Genomic DNA, 20,596 nt, shown 5'->3' on the forward strand with positions numbered 1-20,596 from the left:
GGAGGAGAAACAGATGAAAAAACGATTTATTGCGTTATTGCTGGCTTTGACAATGCTGGTGGATTCTCCGGGCATGATCTATGCATCCCAGTTGGAATCTTCCACAGAGTACAGTAGCGGGGAAGCGGAAACTAATCCCGGGGAGACGGCAGAACCTCAGGAATTCCAGGATTTTGTTTTTGACAATGGTACGATTACCGGTTATACCGGAACTTCCAGCGAGATTGTTATTCCGGAGGAGATTGACGGCATTCCGGTGACGGAGATTGGTCTCTATGCGTTTTCGGAGATGGAGAGCATTGTCCATGTCTCTTTTCCTGCTACGCTGAAGAAAATTGGAAACGGCGCTTTCAGAAAATGCCGGAACCTGGAGGGAGAGCTTATAGTTCCGGACAGTGTGGAATATATTGGCGTGGACGCGTTTAATGAATGTACAAGTCTGACCAGTCTGTCACTGGGAAATGGGGTAAAGACAATCGAGGGCTATGCGTTTTATGGGTGTACTGGCCTTACCGGAGAACTTGTGCTGCCTGAGAACTTGGAAAAGATTGGGGAGGCTGCCTTCCGGGACTGCACCGGACTTTCCGGGACTTTGAAGCTTCCGGATACTTTGAAAACACTGGAGTCCGGTGTGTTCTACGGCTGCAGCGGATTCTCCGGGGAGCTTGACATCCCGGATCAGGTAAAGCAGCTGGAGAGTAAGACATTCTATGGGATGTCCGGAATTTCCGGGTTTTATGTCGGTGCTTCGGTTGAGCAGATTAATGTGGCGGGACCCAGCTTCCAGGCCGGAACCTTCGATGGGTGTACCGGAGCGGAATTTATAAAGTTTAGATCTTCGGTCCCTCCTGATCTGGGAGGATTGATAGAAACGTTTTCTGATATGACGTCTCTGAATCGAATCTGGGTCCCCGCAGAGAGTTATAAGGCTTATAATCTGGCCTACCAGAATTACGTGCCGGATTCGGCCAGGATCTTTACAGAGTCAAGTTCACCTTTTCTCTCTGACAATGAGGGCGTGCTCATCGGGTATGTGGGAGAGGAAGAGGTGGTCCGGGTTCCTGACGGGATTACCGCCATCGGTGCCGGCGCGTTCAGGAATAATACATCAGTGAAAAAAATAGTACTTCCTGCGCAGCTCAGTTCTATAGGTAAAAATGCGTTTGCAGGCTGCACCCAGCTGGCCGAGCTTCAGTTTCTGGGAGAGGCTCCGCCGGATGTTTCAGAAAATTCGGATATTTTTCAGAATCTGGAAAGCCTTACTGCTCTGAAAGTACCCCTGGGCTTTTATGATACGTATCGAAATGCCTACGGATCCTACCTGCCTGAGAAGACTGTGCTCTCAGAAACCGGAGCAGAGGATTTTCAGATAGACGGAACTGTGCTCACCAGGTATACAGGAACAGAGAGCCAGGTGCAGATTCCGGAAGGAATTACAGAAATTGCTCCTTATGTATTTCAGAATAATGCCGCAGTTAAGAAGGTAATCTTCCCGGATTCTCTTCAGAGAATTGGAGATTACGCATTCGACGGCTGCAGCGGGCTGACTTCTCTGGAGTTGAATCAGGGCCTGCAGTCCATAGGGATCTGTGCGTTTCAGAACTGCGGCAATATAGAAGGCAGTTTCACGGTTCCGTCTTCGGTGGCAACCATTGGGGCAGGGGCTTTTTCCTGGTGCTCCGGCATAGAAGCTCTGGTTTTGGAAGAGGGAATCGCATCCATTGGAACCGAGGCTTTCCTCGGCTGCAGCGGCATCACGGGCACTCTGCGCCTTCCGGATACTCTGACTGCCATAGAAGCGAAAAGCTTTATGGACTGCAGCGGCATTGAGAATATTTTCTTACCGGGGATGCTTGAGAGAATCGGCAGACAGGCTTTTGAGAACTGTTCAGGATTCCAGGGAGAACTGATCATTCCCGACACGGTAACTACGGTTGAATATGCTGCTTTTAAAGGCATGAGCAAACTTACCGGCGTTGTGATAGGGGAAAATGCTGCGTATCTGAACAGCGGCGGATACAGCGACATTTCTCTGTTTTACGGCTGCATTTCCCTTGAAACTATAACATTTTTGGGTGCCACGGCCCCGTACTTCGGTGCTGTGGGGGATGCCTTTTCGGGACTGACCAGTCTGAAACACCTTATTATTCCCCAGGGATCCTATGAAAGCTATATAGCTGTCTTCGGGGATGGCCTTCCAGAAGGCATTTACCCCACAGAAACCGGGGCAGAGGACTTTGTAATAGATGAAAACAGACTGATAGCCTACTTTGGGGAGGAGTCTGCAGTGCAGGTGCCGGAAGAGGTTACCTCTATCGGAACCAGTGCATTCTACAACCGTACAAAGGTTGAACAGGTGATATTGCCGGACAGCGTACAGGTGATTGGAGAAAACGCCTTTAAAGAGTGCGGGCAGCTGAAAAGTATCCGGCTGGGCAACGGCATACAGGAAATCAAGAATAGTGCATTCCGAAACTGCAGCAGCCTGGCTCAAAAGCTGGAACTGCCTCAGGGAGTTACAAAAATCGGGGACTATGCATTCTCCGGATGCGTGAAACTCAGCGGACTGGAACTGCCGGAAGGCCTCTCAGAGATAGGAATATCCGCATTTGAAAATTGTACAGGTCTGACAGGCGGCCTCAGTCTTCCCAACGGACTGGAGACGATTGGGAGCAGCGCGTTTTACAACTGCTCCGGACTGAGCGGAAGCCTGACGATACCTGGGACGGTTAAGACAATACAAGACAATGCATTTGCCGGGTGCCATGGCCTGACAGGAAGGCTGATAATTCCGGACAGCGTCACAGAAATCGGGCAAAGCGCATTCTACAATTGCTCGGGTTTTACCGGCCTCACACTTTCAGAAAACTTAACAACGGTGAGATATAATACTTTTTACGGGTGTTCCGGAGTAGAGGGGCAGTTAATTATCCCTGACCGTGTTGTCACAGTGGAATACTATGCCTTCTGGGGAATGCAGCATCTGACCTCTGTCGTAATCGGCGCCAGCGTGGAAAAAATCAATGCAGGCAGCTATTATGGAGATACAAGCTTCGAGGGCTGCTCCTCGCTGGAAGAAATAAAGTTTCTCGGTACCGAACCTCCTAACCTTTCAAATGGCACCTCCACGTTCCGGAATCTGCAGAGCCTGAAGAAAATCCGGGTTCCGGCAGGAACATATCAGACATATATGCAGGCCTACAATTCCTTTCTGACGGATCAGATAACACTTTTAGAAGAGGGGGCAGACGAGTTCCTGATCCGGGATCAGGTGCTGGTGAGTTACAGCGGAACAGGAACAGAAGTACAGATTCCCGGCGGCGTTACAGAGATAGGAACAGGGGCATTTTTGAACAATGGGTCTGTTCAGAAAGTACATATGCCTGACTCTGTAGTAACTATCAGCAATAATGCGTTTAAAAACTGCGCAGAACTCAGAGAAATTAATTTCTCTGCAAATTTGAAAACTATCCGGGCAAATGCGTTCAGCAATTGCGCCAGCCTTCAAAAAATCGAGCTAAACTCTGGCCTTCGGGACATAGGGGGCTATGCCTTCTACAATTGCAGCGGTCTGAATCAGGAACTGGTGCTCCCTGATACGGTCGAAGAAATCGGAGACTATGCATTTTTCCAATGTACCAGTCTCACAGGTCTTACGCTTTCTGCAGGACTTACAAAAGTAGGTACGGGCAGCTTCTGGTACTGCAGAAACATTGCCGGAGAGCTTAGAATACCGGAATCTTTAACCTGGATCTCCAACTACAGTTTTGCCGATTGTCAGGGCCTGACAGGCCTGTCGCTGCCGGACGGCATGAAGAGTATTCAAAATGGGGCATTTTCAGGCTGTACCGGGCTGTCTGGTACGCTGCGCTTTCCTGACAGCATTACCTACCTTGGGGACGAGGCTTTTTCAGGCTGCAGCGGATTAACAGGGCTGAAGCTGTCTGAAAACCTGGAATCTGTTACTAATAGTGCATTCCGGGGTTGCACAGGTATAGAAGGAGAGCTTGTCATACCGGATAAAGTCACATACCTGGGATACACGGCATTTGCAGGACTCGAAAAGGTTACAAGCGTGGTCATAGGCGCTAAGGTGACACTGCTTGGCGGATACGTAAATATATACGATAACAACAGCTTCCTGAACTGCACGTCCCTGGAACGGATGATTTTTAAAGGCACCACCCCTCCTGAGCTGAGATACAATACAGAAATGTTCCGGCAGCTGCCGGCGCTTAAGATACTGCAGGTACCCGGCGGATCTTACGGCGTATACGCGGCAGCCTACGGGGATTACCTTCCGGAGGGAGTGGTAATTCGTGAGGAAGGTGCAGAGGACTTTATCACAGACGGCACCGTGCTGGTTCATTATGCCGGCGGTGCAGAGGAAGTACAGGTGCCTGAAGGGATCACAGAGATAGGAACGGGAGCCTTTCTGAATAATACTTCTGTGACAAAGATAAGCCTGCCTGACACCGTGGAAAAAATCGGCGTAAACGCCTTCCGCAGCTGCGGCAGTCTGAAAGAAGTCACATTCGGCAGCGGCCTTGCGGAGATCGGGGACTACGCTTTTTACCAGTGCAGAAATTTGACTCAGAGGCTGGTGCTTCCGGAAGGTCTTAAAACTATCTGCACCTACGCTTTTGCAGAGTGCGGGAACATAACGGGTGTGACGCTTCCTCCGGAAATAGAACAGATCGGAAGTTATGCTTTCTACCAGTGTACGGGTATGACCGGAAATCTTACCATTCCCGGGACTTTAAAGAGAGTGGAATACAGTACTTTCGATGGCTGCAGCAGCCTTACAGGCCTTACCCTGGAAGACGGGGTGGAGGCTGTTGCCGCCTGTGCCTTCCGTGGCTGCCGGAGCATGGCGGGGGAACTCTATCTCCCGGACAGCATTACACTTCTGGACAGCGAGGCATTTTCCAGCTGCCAGAGCTTTACAAGCCTTCGTCTTTCGGAGAAATTAACCATGATTCCTTATCTCTGTTTTGCATATTGTGCGGGCCTGGAAGGGGAGATTACCATTCCCGACAGCGTAACCACCATAGGAAACCATGCATTCTATGGCCTGTCCAATATTACAGCAGTTACCATAGGCAGAGGCGTTGCTACGATCTACAATAGAGTTGATGACAGTTGTTTCAGCGGCTGCAATAAGTTGGAACAGATACGTTTCCTGGGCGATACCCCGCCTGATCTGTACAATACATACGGTGCCTTCCGGGGACTTCCTTCGCTGGCACGTATCCTCATACCCAGGGGAACCTACAGGGCGTATACAGATGCTACTTATGCAACCGCACTTCCTGACAGTGTCCGTATGACAGAAGAGGGAAGCGGCGATTTCGTGATAAAGGATACGGAGCTGATCGCCTACTGCGGCACGGACGAGGAAGTAAACATTCCGGAAGGAATCACCGCAATAGGGAGAGAAGCCTTCCGGAATAATCAGGAAATCAAGAGGGTAAACTTCCCCCGATCTCTCCAAAAAATAGAGAAGAATGCTTTCAAAAACTGTACACAGCTTGCCGGCCCGTTAAAGCTGCCGGACAAGCTTACCGGAATCGGCGAGTCGGCGTTCCAGAACTGTTCGGCGCTTAGCGGTGTCCTGGCAATCCCGGACAGTGTCGCTGCAATTGATTTATATGCCTTCCAGTCCTGCAGTTCCCTTTCCGGACTGCGCCTGGGCAGCGGGATAGAAAAAATCGGCCGGAATGCTTTTGAGAACTGTACAGGTCTGAAAGGAGATCTGTACCTTCCGGACAGTCTGACAACGCTGGAGGACGCTGCTTTCAGCGGGTGCTCAGGACTGGACGGCACTCTGCGGCTATCCGGGAATCTGACAGTCATTCGTCAGAGTGTTTTTGCCAACTGCAGCAGTCTTTCAGGGGAATTGATTATTCCGGATAAAGTGAAGGAAATATACAGCTATGCCTTTTTGGGAGACGAGAAATTCACCAGTCTGACGGTTGGAAAAAACGTTCAAATCATGAATTATTCCGGCGGAAACAGCTTCTACGGATGTACGGGTATCCGCACAGTAACCTTTTTGAGCAGTCTGCCTCCGGATCTGAATGGACAGACAGACATTTTTACCGGCCAAATGACCTCGCTCACCAATATTTACGTGCTTGGAGAGTCTCTGGAGGCGTATCGCACCGCATACGGTCCCTACCTTCCTGAAAATGTGGAGCTGTCCTCCGATACCCTGAACCTGCCACCGGGCAATTTCCGGGCGGCGAATGTATACAGCAATACCGTACATCTCACCTGGAATCCCTGTGCCGGCGATCTGATTGAGGGATATTATATCTACCGGGATCAGATGGATGCGCCGGTGGCGGATCTTACTTCCTACAGCTTTACAGATACAGGTCTTACCCCAGGAAAACCGGTTACCTATTATATCTGCGGCTATACGGCAGATAAAAGAACTACAAAGATGGCGGCTCTTATGGTTACTCCGAAAGCCCCTGCGCCGGTAAAAATTACCACCGATCATATATTAAACAAAGTAAGCAGGGCAAAGAATACGCTGTATGCCAGAGCGGAGGACACGGGAAACCTGGGAGCGTTGGATGGAAAAGAAACGACGGGAGAGTTTTATTATCTGGATGAACAAGGACGGGAGATATCCATCGCCGGGGCACTGACAGCCCCTGACACCTTGGAGGGAAGTACCGCAGTCTACAAAGTAAACTGGGATCTGGGCGGCATAGACGACGGTATGTATACCGTAGGCTTCCGCCTGACCGATATTGACGGAAAAGAGGGAACGGTAACCCAGAGTATACTCTGCGACAACAAGGCGCCGGATAAAATCTCCAGCCTGGCCGCAGTGGGGGATACGAACAGGATCATTCTCTCCTGGAGCATTGCCCATGAGATTGATACGAAGCAATATTATATTTACAGAAGAAGCCAGGAAGACGGGACCTACACCTTATATAAAAAGATATACGGCAGGGACACCCTTACCTGGACAGATACAACTGCAGAGCAGAACATAAAGTATTACTATTATATTGTGGGCGTCAATGATATGGGGCTGGAAAGCCCTCCGTCCGACACGGCGGCAGCTGTGGCACAATCCGACAAAGAGCTGCCGAGAGTGGTTAAGCTGCTGCCTGCCAACGGCAAAATCATCGGCGGCACGGCTGAACTTTATGTCCAGGCGGAAGATAATGTGGCAGTGACAGAAACCCAGATTTTATTGTCAGAAGATGAGGGGGCAAACTGGACGCTTCTGGAAAAAAATCAGGCGGAGTTCTGCAGGTATCGGCTGGATACCGCCCAGTATGAAGACGGGGCAGTGCAGGTAAAAGGTCTGGCAAAGGATGCGGCGGGAAATATAAGCGACGGCCTTATCTACACATACAAGATTGACAACCGGGGACCGGAACAGGTGACAGGTCTGGAGTATGAGAGTACCGCAACCACCGTCACTCTGAAATGGAAAGATGTGGCGGACCAGGATTTCAGTTTTTTCCGTGTGGAAAGAAAGCTGGAGGACGGAAGCTATGAGACGGTGTGCGATGAGTACCGTACACTGGGCGTAAATATTACCGGACTGAAGCCGGAGAGTTCTTACACCTATCGTGTGACCGCCTATGACCTCCAGGGAAACCGGGGTATTTCATCAGAAGAAATCACTGCGGCAACACAGAGTGACAGCATAGCTCCTGTCATTACCTCCATAGACCCGAAGCCCGGATACTACCGGGATGAGATACCGCTGCGTCTCACAGTATGGGACGATTCCGGTGTGGCCTCTGTAGAAATACAGACCTCCACGGATATTTATAATTGGAAAACTGTGACTGAATTAGACTTCAGCGGAGATAAGCAGGAAGAAACAGCTGCCTTTCAGCTAAATGTCCGGGAGGCAGAAGAAGGCAGTCTGTATGTGAGGGGGGTGGCGGCGGACAAAGCCGGAAATACCGGCGATGCCACCATGGAAGCACCGTATGTACAGTATATCGTAGATCATACACCGCCGAAAGCACCGGAAGGCCTTGCGGCTCACTCTGACGCAGGTTATATAGAACTTCGCTGGAATATGGGAGAAGAGCAGGATCTGGACGATTATCTTCTCTACCGGGCAGAGGGGAGAGATGGTGAATATCAGCTCCTGGCAGAGAAGCTGTATGCTCTGAATTATATAGACCGCACGGCAAAGACAGGGGTGGAATACCGGTACAGGCTTCAGGCAAGGGACTATGCAGGCAATAAAAGTGCATACGGAGAGGAACTGACTGCCTCAATGGCCGAGGACACGGATCCGCCTGAGATTCAGAGTGTGTATCCGGCAGACGGGGCTGTCTTAGGTCCCTCGGCCTGCACCGTAAGTGTTTTGGCAAGTGATAATTACAAATTAAAGGCTCTGGAAATCCTGTATCAGGTAAATGAGGAGACTTCCTGGAGAACTCTGAAGACAGCCGGGGATATCGACGGTTATTATAAGCAGCTGACCGCGGATCTGCCAATCAGCAGTTTGCAGGAGGAAGATTCCATCCGGCTAAAGGCTGTGGCACAGGACGCCGGGGATAATCAGACAGAGTCAGAGATTTACTCCTATACGGTGGATAAGACTCCGCCCACAATGGAAAAAATTAATGTATCCGCAGACAGTGAAAAAATCACCCTTGCCTGGACCGGAGGCCAGGAAGAAGATTTGGCGGGATACCGGATTTACCGGAAGGACGGCAAAGGGGAGTATCAGCTCATCAGCCAGAGAAGCAGGAGGGAGGCAGAGGAATACAGCTACAGCGACTACGGGGCCGAGAAAAATAATACCTACTATTATAAAGTAGAGGCCACAGATCGGTATGGAAATGCCGCGTCCAGAGAGACGGACAGCGTATGGCTGAAAGCAGACCCCCAGGTGCGGGGAGATCTGATCTGCGACCTGCAGCAGGAGGTAGGGGTAGAGTACATTTACGATGCCAGCGGTTCCGCTGCTGATCTGGAGATTGCAGACATCAGCATTGATTACGGCGATGGTACGGCAGGCACCGGTGCAAAAACAGTACACAGGTATTCTGCGGAGGGAACGTATACCGTAACACTGAAGGTGACAGACAGCAAAGGAAACACAGATACACTGGCCAAATCTGTTCGGGTAACCCAGCCAAAGCTTCTGGGGACTGTAAGGGCAAAGGTTCAGGATAACGCGGGAAATGCCCTTTCTGGTGTACCGGTATATTTTGATCTGGACCGCACGGCAGAAAATGTAAAATATACGGATACGGAGGGTTATGTTACGTTTGCAGCATCCGCCGCCTCTTATGCGGTGGGAACCTATAAAGACGGGTATCTTCCGGTAAAAAAGACAGTTGTGGTCCGGGCCAATACCACTGCGGAAGTGACGCTGACCATGGTGCATGAGCCTATTGTCACAGGAAACTTTGAAATTAACCGGATGACTCTGGATGAGATACGTGCTGCCGGAATTGATGTAAGCAAACCGGAAAACCAGCATGTAGTAAAAGTAAATATTCACCTTACCTACGGCAGCAAGCCCCTGGATATGGAACTGATAACCAACGGCAGCGAGATATTCGGAGGGGGAACCACTATCGTAGATACGGAAGAGGGAGACCGGCAGATTACGGCAAATGTCGTTCCTGCCCGGCCTGACGCAGGGGGCGGCAGCGGAACCGGCGGAGGCTTTATAGGAGGATTCGGAGGCGATGACAATGTAATCATTGCTCTGATGGATGTTCCTGTGGAGGCGTCCTGCCTGAAAGAATTTTTTGATGTTAAGCTTCATATCCTCAATCATGCATCCAAAGAATTTAACCTTTCCTCCAATCAGGTACAGCTGAATGTACCCGAAGGGCTTACCGTTGTTGACGCCATGGACAGAAGCTCTTCCTCACTGGTGAACTTCCCGGAACTTCCCGGACAGGGGGAGAAGACCCTGAGCTGGGTGCTGCGGGGAGATCAGGAAGGAAAATATGAAATATCTGCAGATTACAGCTCTGTACTTGACATGTTCCAGGCGCCCGTACAGGCCAGATTCGTGTCAGAGGAACCAATTACGGTATACGGCCTGTCCGGTTTATCCATGAAAGCTGTGATCAACAAAGACATCAGCAACGGAGCCATGTACTTTGATCTGGGCCTGTCAAACAACGGCCAGATAGATTACTACCTGCCCACCATTGATGTTATGGGGGAGATCATTAAAAGCTATAAATACGAAGAAGGCAAGGAGGAGGATGAACTGGAGGGCAGAGATGTCTCTGTTATGGCATTGAATGCCACGCTAAGCAATAGCAGCACAGAGTATTCCCAGATACTCGATCCTGACAAGGAGCTGGAAACACTCCATGCCGGAGAAACCTATATGAAACGGTATGTTGCCTACGGGGCAATTCAGGAGGAGGATCCCGCTTATATCCAGTCGGCTATTGCAGAGACTCTGACCGAGCTGTCCATACCGGTAGAGATTTCTTTCATTCAGATGAATTTGTTTGATATGAGCAGTCCGGATCAAAAAGTCAATGAACGCTGGAACAGCAATGCAGGGGAAAAGGAATTCATTATGGATATCTATAATACGAATTTCTATTACTTCATGCAGTCTATCTACGATGAGAAAGATTTCTGGAAAAATGCAGGAGAATTTCTCTACAGATCCTCAAATGTATTGTTTAAAATGGACTTCCGGGTATTTACAGATGAGGACAAGAAAAAGGTGATAGACTCTTACATCGTTCAGCTGCTGGCAGATGAGTCCTTTGACGAAGCTGTGGATCTCAGCGCACAGAAAAAATACCTGGATATGGCAAAGGGTATCATAGGAGTGCTCAAAGGATATTTGAAAGACCCGGCGGATTTGGGAGAAAAGCTGGAGATACCAGAGAGCGAGGCGCTTAAGATTATTTCAAATCTGGATATCCTGTCCGGGGATGAGGGCAGTATCCGGAAAATAGCCAAAAGTCTGGAACTGGGGGGAACCGATACATTTACCAGCCGCCTGGTGACTATGATAGCAACAGCAGGGTCAGCGGCAGCTCTGAACTCCCTTTTTCAGTCTACACGCGTAATCGAAAAAGCACAGCGGGAAGCCATGTCTAAAGAATTAAAATATATAGGAACCGCCATTGATTTGCTGGGTGACGCCGCGGACGGATGGATCTACTCCTGCGAGTTCACTAATACCCTTGTAAAGATTAACCAGAACAAGGAAGAAGCCATGTTTATTCTGGATACGGTGATCAATGCCCAGGGAATGGATGAACTGGTAGTCAAAGAGGCAAAGACGTTAAAGAAGAAAATATCAGATGAATTTGACGCCAAGGCAGAACAGACTGCAGCATTTATCAAAAGCACAGCCGTTAATATGAGCGGTACGGCACTGGAACTGGCGGTGAGCGCCTTTATCAATGCAAAATTTTTAGTTACAGGTCCTGTGGTTCTAGCCATCAAGGCAATTGTCACAGCAATATACGGCGGGCTGGAGTATCTGTTTGCCTGGGAAGCCAATGTTGAAAATCTTCAGAAACTCAGATATGCAGGGGCGCTGACGAAGGCATTCAGGGATAAGTGTCAGGAATCTTTGAACAGCTTTGACAATTTATCCGCACTCAGGTCTATGAAGTACCTGATTAAGATGAGACTGCTGGGAGAAAAGGCTTATATTACTTCAATTTCGGAAAATAAGACAGAGGAGGTGCTAAGTAATATCAACAGCGAAGCGGGGGCATCCTACAAGTCCCTGAATGAATATTATTGGGCAAAAGAATCCAGGGTTTTATATTGCCGGGATATACTGTTTAACACAACCTACCAGTCTATGGAGGTGCCTGAGGCACCTGCGGTATCTATTAATTATGAGGGCTGCTGCACGGCAGAAGCTTTCGGGAAGGATTATGAATATTCCTGGGATGGGGTTCAGTGGACAGAGGCAAACGGTCAGGCAATTCCATTTATACCAAAGGAGACCGGACAGATGCTCTGGGTGAGAAAAAAGGCATCCAGCGAAGCACCGGCGGGCAATATTACAAAAAGGGCTATTCCTTCAGCGCCATATATCACAGGCGAGATTACCTGCTCTTACAAAAACGGAGCTTACACCTTCCAGGGTCTCACAGGGGGAGCCTACCAGTATCTCCTGACCGATCAGACCGAGGGATACGACTGGACGAACTGCGGAACCTTCACCTATACGGCGGGCCTCAGACTGGAGGCGCCGAAGGAGGGTACCTATCTGGTCCTGAGAAGAATGGGAAGCAATGAAGGAAGATACCTTACCTCTGTTCCCAAAAGCCTGAAGGTAAACTATCCGGTACAGATCACAGCAGCCGCCTCAGCGGGAGGCACAGCGGAGGGAACCGGAGAATACCTGGCCGGAGAGACGGCAGTACTGAAGGCCGTACCGGACAATGGCTATGAATTCCTGGGCTGGTATTACAAGAACAGCCTGGTAGCACAGACCGCAGAGTATCAGGTACAGGTGCAGGAATCCGGCACGTATGAAGCAAGATTCAAGGAAAAGGAAAAAGGAAGAGTGGTGGTGACCTGTGAACCTGCAAACAGCGGGCAGCTTACCGGCGGCGGGTATTATCAGGCGGGCGAAGAAGTGACCATATCGGCAGCTCCTCTAGCCGGCTGGGAGTTCCTGGGATGGTACCGGGACGGACAGCCCGTCACAGAGGCAGGAACCTATGCGTTCACCTGTGCGGCCGGTGAGATTAGATATACGGCCCGGTTCCGTCAGGCGGAGAAAAGGAACGTAGTGATACACAGTGAGTATCCCTTTACTGTCAACGGGAGAAAGCTCACAGAAGAAGAGTATAAAGACGGTGTCTATACCGGCGAGGGAAATACCGGGGAAACGCTTGTGTTAGAGGCAGAGAATACCAGAGGTAATTTCGCCTACTGGGCATACGGAAATGGACAGATTGTAAGCCGCAGCCCCAAGTGCACCGTGAATTTGGGCCAGGGCATGGCTCTGTATGCAGTCTATACCACGCTGGATACAGCCAGGGCAACGGTACTGTTTTTGGGATACTACGGCCAGGTCATTGAGAGCCTGGAGTGTACAGAAAAGAGCAGTATCCTGCTGCCGCCGGGACCTTCCCGTCTGGGATATACCTTTAAGGGCTGGAGTATGACAGCCGACGAGATCCGCCGGGCCATTGCGGGGGGAAGCAATTTGATAGAAGTCAAACCTGAATATGAAGTGAATAAAGCCGCTTATCTGGTGACCCTTGTGCAGGCAAACATAACCGATGCTTCCAGCGGGCCGGATGCACACGGGGCATACCCGGAAGGAACCCGCATCACCGCAGAAGCGGCAGAGCCGGAAGAAGGAAAGAAATTCTCCCACTGGGAGGATGAAAGAGGCTTCATTCACAGTTACCGCCGGGAATACACCTTTATCCTGACCGGGGATATCAGTCTGCACCCTGTTTACGCGGACAGCCAGGTAAGCACGGAGGAATCCCCGGTACTTGCCGTTACCGGCACCAGCACCTTCCTGGAGAATAAAGTCAGAAAGATGGACTTTACTGTCATCCGGGATCTTCCGGATGGATATACCTTCCTCTCTCAGGGAATGCTTTACACCACAGACGCCGCGCTTGCAAAAGAAGAGACAATGATGAAGGGGTGCGGTGCCGCTGAGGAGTTAACCGGCGCACAGGGCAGCCAGGGAATGTATCGCCTGGTTGTGAACAATGTAATCCCCGGTATCACCTATTACTGCAGAAGCTATATAGTTTGCAGGGATGAAAACGGTCTGGAGAAGGTGATTTACAGCAATATTGCCTCTAATATCTATATCGAGGAGCGGCCAGTGCTTCTCCTGTCGGACACAAAGGCCTATGAGGAGGATGGAACCAGAAAACTATCCTTTACCTCAGTCAGAACTGTGCCGGAAGACTGCAGACTTCTGGAACTTGGATTTGTATATACCACAGACGGCACGCAGGCCGGAGAGGACGAACTGGTTCTGGAAAATGAAAAGCTAAGCAGATATCAGGCGGGCTTTACGTCCCCTGACGGCATCTTTACACTGGCCCTTCGAAATGCGAAGCCAGGAGTGAGATGCTACTGCAGGGCCTACTTGATTTACACGGACAGAGATGGGAATCAGCACACCGTATACAGTAATACAGCACAAAACGTGTACTTGGAAAACTAGACAGAAGAGAGGGCCGGCCAGACACTCTGGGTGCGTCTGGCCGGCCCGGGAAATTGAGGACGAAATATGAAATCAATCAGACAAAACAAAATATGGGCAGCACTGCTGCTGGTAGTTCTTCTTGGGGGACTGCCTGCAGTGCATGTGTATGCACAGACAGACTACAGCGAAGGATATTTTATTTATCAGGATCGGGGGACTTATGCTTCTGTAAAAGAATACTTTGGGGAAGAGAGCCGGGTTGTCATACCGTCGGCTCTGGGAGGAAAGCCAGTGGCAGAGATTGAGGCAGAAGCCTTTACCGGGGCAGGGACGGTAAAAGAACTGGTCATCCCAGATACGGTTGTAACCATAGGAGAAGGAGCGCTGGATGGGATTCCCAGAGTAGAGTATCAGACCTCAGAGGAGCCTGAAACTCAGCCAGAAGGGGAGGAACCGTCAAAGCCGGATAAGCAGACCGAGCTGCCCCAGGAGGACGGAGAACTCCCGGAAGAGGAATCTGAGACAGATGCGGCAGAACCTCCCCAGGATCAGAGCGGGGCCCAAAATGAGGAGACACCTTCCGGCGGAAGCACAAACGGTGAGAAGAGCGGGAACACGCCGGCCAGCGAAGAATATTCATTGGACTGGAAGGAGGATAATGTCCAGGTCACAGAAGATGGATACGGCATTATGCTTCTGGAGGGAAACGGCACAGATGCCGCTGCAGCTGAGCGGGGGGAGGCGGAAGCTGACGCTCCTCTTGACAGGGGCACTGCAGCCGCCTGTGTATGGATTCTCTCCGTTTCTGCAGTTATACTGATGGGAATAGGGATTTTCGTAAAGAAAAATAAGCTGGTATGAGTGATGGAAGTACCGGACAAAGAAGCTTGCCGGGCTCTAAAGCTTCCTTCTTTTTTTCATCCCGGCAAGAATCAGAGTCCTGGCCTTCTCTGCCTCTTCCTTTGTGGCCTCTCTGGTATCCCCGAGGGGGTAAGGGATTTGTAAAGCCTCATATTTCACCTTCCCCATAGAGTGATAGGGAAGCACATCCAGAGCCTGTACACAGGAATATTCCCCAATGGCATAGCCCAGGGCGCAGAGCTGGGAGGGGGAATCGGTGATCCCGGGCACCAGCACATGACGGATCCATACAGGTATCTTTTTTTCATCCAGATGCCTGAGAAAGTGCAGCACAGGCTGGTTGGAACGGCCGGTCAGGGCCTGGTGGGATGCGTCATCTATCTGTTTGAGGTCAAGAAGGACCAGATCCGTAGCCGCAAGCAATTGGTCAATTTTTTTGGAGGCAGAGGAACTGCCCTCCCTGGGATAAGTGATTCCGGAGGTATCCAGACAAGTGTGGATGCCTCTTTTTTTGGCCGCCCCAAAGAGTTCTGTGAGAAAATCCAGCTGCAGCATGGGTTCTCCCCCGGTGGCAGTGATGCCTCCCTTTTTATAGAAAGATATATTCTTCTCATAAATATCCAGAATTTCCTCCACACTCATACGGGTTCCTTCTTTTACCGCCCAGGTGTCGGGATTGTGGCAGTACAGGCACCGCAGAGGACAGCCCTGAAAAAAGATTACCAGCCGGATGCCCGGGCCGTCCATGGAGCCGAAGGTTTCCACTGAGTGAATATATCCGGTCATATGCCCTCGTGAAAGGTACGGGAGATGACGTCGTCCTGCTGTTCTTTAGTCAGCTTAATAAAATTAACCGCATATCCCGATACCCGTACAGTGAGCTGGGGATAGAGTTCCGGGTGTTTTTGGGCATCCAGAAGCATCTCTCTGTCCAGTACATTGACGTTCAGATGATGGCCGCCTTTTTCAGCGTAACCGTCTAACAGAGTGACAAGATTGTCGATTTGCTGTGTACTTGCTTTCATAATTATAATCCTCCAGTAAGTTTTCTTCTTATAAATTTACGTTCGTGTTTTTCAAATCCTCATCCAGCTGTTTCAGGTCAATATCCAGTCCCTCCTCCAGATTGGGAATCCGGCATGCACTGTCCAGACAGTCCAGCTGCAGGTCCAGATCTCCTGCGAACACTTTGTCATCTTTTCCCAGAGCTCCCGGGATTACAGTAAAGGTATTGGATATGCCGTCCTGGGCTTCCATAAAGGGCAGCTTGGATACGGATGACAGAGAGGACACTGCCCCCCGGGCGTCTCTGCCATGCATAGGGTTTGCTCCGGGAGCAAAGGGCTCGCCGGCTTTCCTTCCGTCAGGAGTGGAGCCTGTGGCTTTTCCGTATACCACATTAGAAGTAATGGTCAGGATAGAAGTGGTTGGAATCCCGCCCCGGTAGGTATGGTTACCCTTGATATACTTCATAAATTTGCGCACCAGTTGGCCTGCGATGCTGTCTACCCGGTCATCGTCATTTCCGTATTTTGGAAAATCCCCTTCTACCTGGTAATCCACGGCTAATCCCTGTTCGTTACGGACTGCTTTTACTCTGGCATACTTTATGGCAGACAGAGAATCTGCCACCACAGACAGACCGGCAATACCCGTTGCGAACCAGCGGGTCACATCTTTGTCGTGAAGCGCCATCTGCAGCCTTTCATAGCTGTACTTGTCGTGCATATAATGGATAATGTTGAGGGTATTCACATAGACTCCCGCCAGCCATTTCATCATATCATCATAGCGTTCCATCACTTCCTCATAGTTGAGATACTCGGAAGTGATGGGACGGTATCTGGGGCCCACCTGCTTCCCCGTGATTTCATCCACACCTCCGTTGATTGCATACAGAAGGCATTTGGCCAGATTCGCTCTGGCGCCGAAAAACTGCATTTCCTTCCCAATGCGCATAGAAGAGACACAGCAGGCAATGGCATAGTCATCCCCGTGGGTCACACGCATCAGATCATCATTTTCGTATTGAATGGAGGATGATTCAATGGAGGTTTTAGCGCAGAATCTTTTGAAATTTTCCGGCAGACGTACAGACCAAAGCACAGTAAGATTGGGCTCCGGCGAGGTCCCAAGGTTAGAGAGGGTGTGGAGAAAGCGGAAAGACATCTTTGTTACCAGAGGTCTGCCGTCAATACCCACTCCCCCGATGGACTCTGTCACCCAGGTGGGGTCCCCGGAGAACAGAGCATTGTACTCCGGCGTGCGCGCAAATTTTATCAGACGCAGTTTCATAATAAAATGATCTACAAATTCCTGAATCCGGGCCTCTGTAAAGGTACCTCTCTGCAAATCCCGTTCCGCGTAGATGTCCAGGAAGGTTGATGTGCGTCCCAGAGACATGGCGGCTCCGTTTTGTTCTTTTACAGCAGCCAGGTAGCCGAAGTACAGCCACTGGATGGCCTCCTGCAGGTTCTCTGCCGGCCGGGAGAGATCAAAGCCGTAGATGCGCCCCAGCTCTTCTAGTTCTTCCAGAGCCCGCACCTGCTCCATCAGTTCCTCCCGCTCCCGGATTACCTGGGAATACATGACGGTCCGGGCGCTGTTCCACTGATCCTTTTTATCTTCAATAAGCCTTTGGGTTCCGTACAGGGCAACTCTCCGGTAGTCTCCGATGATCCGCCCTCTGCCGTAGGCATCCGGCAGTCCTGTGATGATATGGGAAGAGCGGCAGGCGCGCATCTCAGGCGTATAAGCGTCAAATACCCCTGCATTGTGTGTCTTTCTGTGCCTGGTGAAAAATTCTGTGATCTCCGGATCTACCTGATATCCATTGTCCTGGCAGGCTTTCTGTGCCATCCGGATACCTCCGTAAGGCTGAAGTGCCCGTTTAAAGGGCTTGTCTGTCTGAAACCCCACAATGGTTTCCTTCTCCTTGTCCAGATATCCCGGACCGTGGGAGGTAATGGTGGAAATGATTTTTGTATCCATGTCCAGTACGCCTCCGGCCTTCCGTTCCTTCTCCGACAAATCCATGACCTGTCTCCAGAGCTGTTCTGTGGCTGGGGAAGGTCCCTCAAGGAAGGAATCATCCCCCTCATAGGGGGTGTAGTTGCGCTGAATAAAGTCCCGGACATCAATTTCCTGTGTCCAGTTTCCGGGGGTAAAGCCGTTCCATGAAGTATGCATAGTAAGTCAGCCTCCTTTTGCGATATATGGTCTGTTTCAGAATTTCCAATTCTTGTTAAAAATATAACATAATTCTCTCAAGTACAGAATACCAGAAGAAATGCCTCTGCGGATGTTTTAAATTGCGTACATAAGGAAAATAATAGAGAAAAATTATCAAGATTAGAAAAAAACTGGAAATACGCGGTTTTTATTCTATAGTATACCCAGTTCGTGAAAGAAGTTCTGAGGAAAACACAGGTATATTTACCAGAATTTAACAGGCACAATTATGTATCTAATCTAAAGTACGGCATTCACCGCACAGCCGCACACAGAACTTTGGCGCTCTTTCTTTCGGTATTGGAGGGGCGTACATCCCATTGCCTCTGCAAACACATGAGAAAAGTGGCTGCTGGAAGAGAAGCCGATGCTAAGTGCAATGTCCAGCACGCTTTTCTCCGTATGGACCAGCAGGTATTCCCCCATGCGGATCCTATAGGCATTCAGGTATTCCCCCGGGGACTGCCGGATGACCTTCTGAAAGTCCCGGCAGCATTCACTGCGGCTGACACAGGCGGCTTTGGCAACATCCTCCAGATATATTTTATGGGGATATTCTCTGTGAATAAACTCCATGGCAGACTTTACCCTCTGATAACATAAGTCTGAAACTGGAGATTCCCGCTCCGGCACAGAAGAGAGATTCCTGAGAAGGGCAAGCCCGGTCCGCTGGAGAAGAATCTGCAGCTCCCACTGATATCCCGCAGGGCGCTCGCAGTCACAGGCATACATCCTGCGGATACAGGAAAGGGGTTCACGGTGCCAGTCTGCCGATCCGTCCAGAAGGAAAAAATCTTTCCTGGCATTCCACAGGGCGGAGGCATATTTACCTTCTACCACACCTCCGGAGAGTCCGTGAAAGAGATAGGGATCTGCCAGGACAGCACAGTATTCGCTTCCTCTCATCATCTGGTAGGGATAGACCTGGTGAAGCAGGCTGGCAGGTACCATCCCGCCCTGTCCGGGTCCGATGAGATAGGAACCGGACCCTGCGTGCAGTTCAATCTGCCCTTCCAGCACATAGATAAGCTCGGCCTCTTTATGCCAGTGCCAGGAAATGGAACGGTTCGGGTACAGATCCAGAACATCCAGATACACTTCCATAGGAAATCCAGGTGTTCCGTGGCAGGTTACCTCCTCCAGATTCCCGTTGATTTCGATATAATTCAGCTGCATAGTGAGTCCTCCCCTCTTCTATGGCACGATTCTGTTATTTTTAGCGATTATCCTGGTAGATCCTCTTTATAGAAATGATTATAATGAAAAAACAATCATTTTACAACAGGGGGAAATATCTATGACAAAAAGAATTGCGCTGACTCTGGCAGGGATTCTGCTGGTGTACGGATCTGTGGCATTTGCCATCAAAGCCGGGATTGGAGTTCTGCCTGTGGATGCAGCCATCACCACCCTGGCAGGCCTTCTGCATATGAAGGTGGGGACTTTTTCCATGATTTTTCATGGAAGCTTTTTTATTGGGCAGATTTTGATAGAAAAGAAAAATTTTAAGAAAGTTCAGTTTTTGCAGATCGGTTATATTGTATTTGGCGGCTCCATTTTGAATTTTATGCTGTATACAGTGCTGGGAGGCGTTTCCTTTTCCTGGTATCCGGTGCGCCTTATAGTCTGTGTGCTGGCCTTTTTTGTCAGTGCCTTTGGGTGCACGCTGGTGCTGGAGATGAAAGTGATCCGCACTCCCATGGAAGGCTTTATCCAGATGGTGGCAGAGCAGACAGGCACCACAATGGGACGGCTGCGCCAGAAGATAGACATGGGTCTGGTGGTACTTACAGTGGTTCTCACCCTTATCTTTCACACGCCCTGGACACTCCGGGAGGGCACTGTGATCGCCGCGCTGATTTTCGGGCCCTTTATGGATTTTCACAGCAGCTGGATCCGCAATGTGCTGTACGGGGCGAAAAAGATTCTACCAGAAAACTAAAAATTATGGTTGTCAAGAAAAAACACTTGACAAGTGTAAAGGTATCAGTTATGATGTCTAAGGTGATTACACATGGAAAAAATTGTAGAACAGGCTTTGCTTTATGACTTTTACGGGGAACTCCTCACAGAACACCAGAGAAGAATCTATGAGGATGTGGTGCTGAATGACTATTCTCTCAGCGAGGTGGCTGAGGTTCTGGGAATCAGCCGTCAGGGAGTTCACGATAACGTAAAGCGCTGTCATAAGATATTGAAAGATTACGAAGGAAAGCTGCATCTGGTGGCTAAGTTCGAATCTGTAAAACATAAGGTGAATGAGATTCATCAGTTGACAAAAGACTGCGAAGCATTGGACAAGAAAGAATTAGCAGACCGTGTGGAAGCCATTTCCCACGAGATATTAGAGGAGTTATAGTG

At 50.0% G+C, this 20,596-nt stretch carries 8 protein-coding genes; 4 read left to right on the forward strand and 4 right to left on the reverse strand.

Going from position 1 to position 20,596, the window contains the following annotated elements; genetic code table 11:
* The first annotated feature begins 13 nt into the window (after positions 1-13).
* Positions 14-14,161 (forward strand): leucine-rich repeat protein, encoded by a 14,148-nt coding sequence (locus GKG41_RS15250; RefSeq protein WP_154260156.1) that lies wholly within the window; start codon positions 14-16, stop codon positions 14,159-14,161.
* A gap of 66 nt (positions 14,162-14,227) precedes the next feature.
* Positions 14,228-15,004, forward strand: a complete 777-nt coding sequence (locus GKG41_RS15255; protein WP_154260158.1) for a hypothetical protein — start codon at positions 14,228-14,230, stop codon at positions 15,002-15,004.
* 36 nt (positions 15,005-15,040) lie between these two features.
* Here the strand turns inward: GKG41_RS15255 and pflA are convergent, their stop codons facing one another.
* From pflA to GKG41_RS15275, 4 genes are all read right to left on the reverse strand, one after another.
* Positions 15,041-15,790 (reverse strand): pyruvate formate-lyase-activating protein, encoded by a 750-nt coding sequence (gene pflA / locus GKG41_RS15260; RefSeq protein WP_154260161.1) that lies wholly within the window; start codon positions 15,788-15,790, stop codon positions 15,041-15,043.
* A complete protein-coding gene (gene grcA3 / locus GKG41_RS15265) occupies positions 15,787-16,029 on the reverse strand; it encodes an autonomous glycyl radical cofactor GrcA3 (RefSeq protein WP_072852945.1) in 243 nt (80 codons plus the stop codon). The genes pflA and grcA3 overlap by 4 nt, the downstream gene beginning before the upstream one ends.
* Before the next feature lie 28 nt (positions 16,030-16,057).
* Positions 16,058-18,193 (reverse strand): formate C-acetyltransferase, encoded by a 2,136-nt coding sequence (pflB, locus tag GKG41_RS15270; RefSeq protein WP_154260163.1) that lies wholly within the window; start codon positions 18,191-18,193, stop codon positions 16,058-16,060.
* Positions 18,194-18,475: 282 nt separating this feature from the next.
* On the reverse strand, positions 18,476-19,411 hold the full coding sequence (locus GKG41_RS15275) for an AraC family transcriptional regulator (RefSeq protein WP_154260166.1): 936 nt from the start codon (positions 19,409-19,411) through the stop codon (positions 18,476-18,478).
* Between the two features lie 121 nt (positions 19,412-19,532).
* Here GKG41_RS15275 and GKG41_RS15280 point away from each other — a divergent pair, with 121 nt between their 5' ends.
* Positions 19,533-20,177, forward strand: coding sequence for a hypothetical protein (locus GKG41_RS15280; protein WP_154260168.1), 645 nt, complete (start codon positions 19,533-19,535; stop codon positions 20,175-20,177).
* 72 nt (positions 20,178-20,249) lie between these two features.
* Positions 20,250-20,594, forward strand: a complete 345-nt coding sequence (ylxM, locus tag GKG41_RS15285) for a YlxM family DNA-binding protein (RefSeq protein WP_154260170.1) — start codon at positions 20,250-20,252, stop codon at positions 20,592-20,594.
* The last annotated feature ends 2 nt before the right edge of the window (positions 20,595-20,596 follow it).

Origin of the sequence: Lactonifactor sp. BIOML-A5, assembly GCF_009677585.1 — a bacterium.
GTDB lineage: Bacteria > Bacillota > Clostridia > Lachnospirales > Lachnospiraceae > Lactonifactor.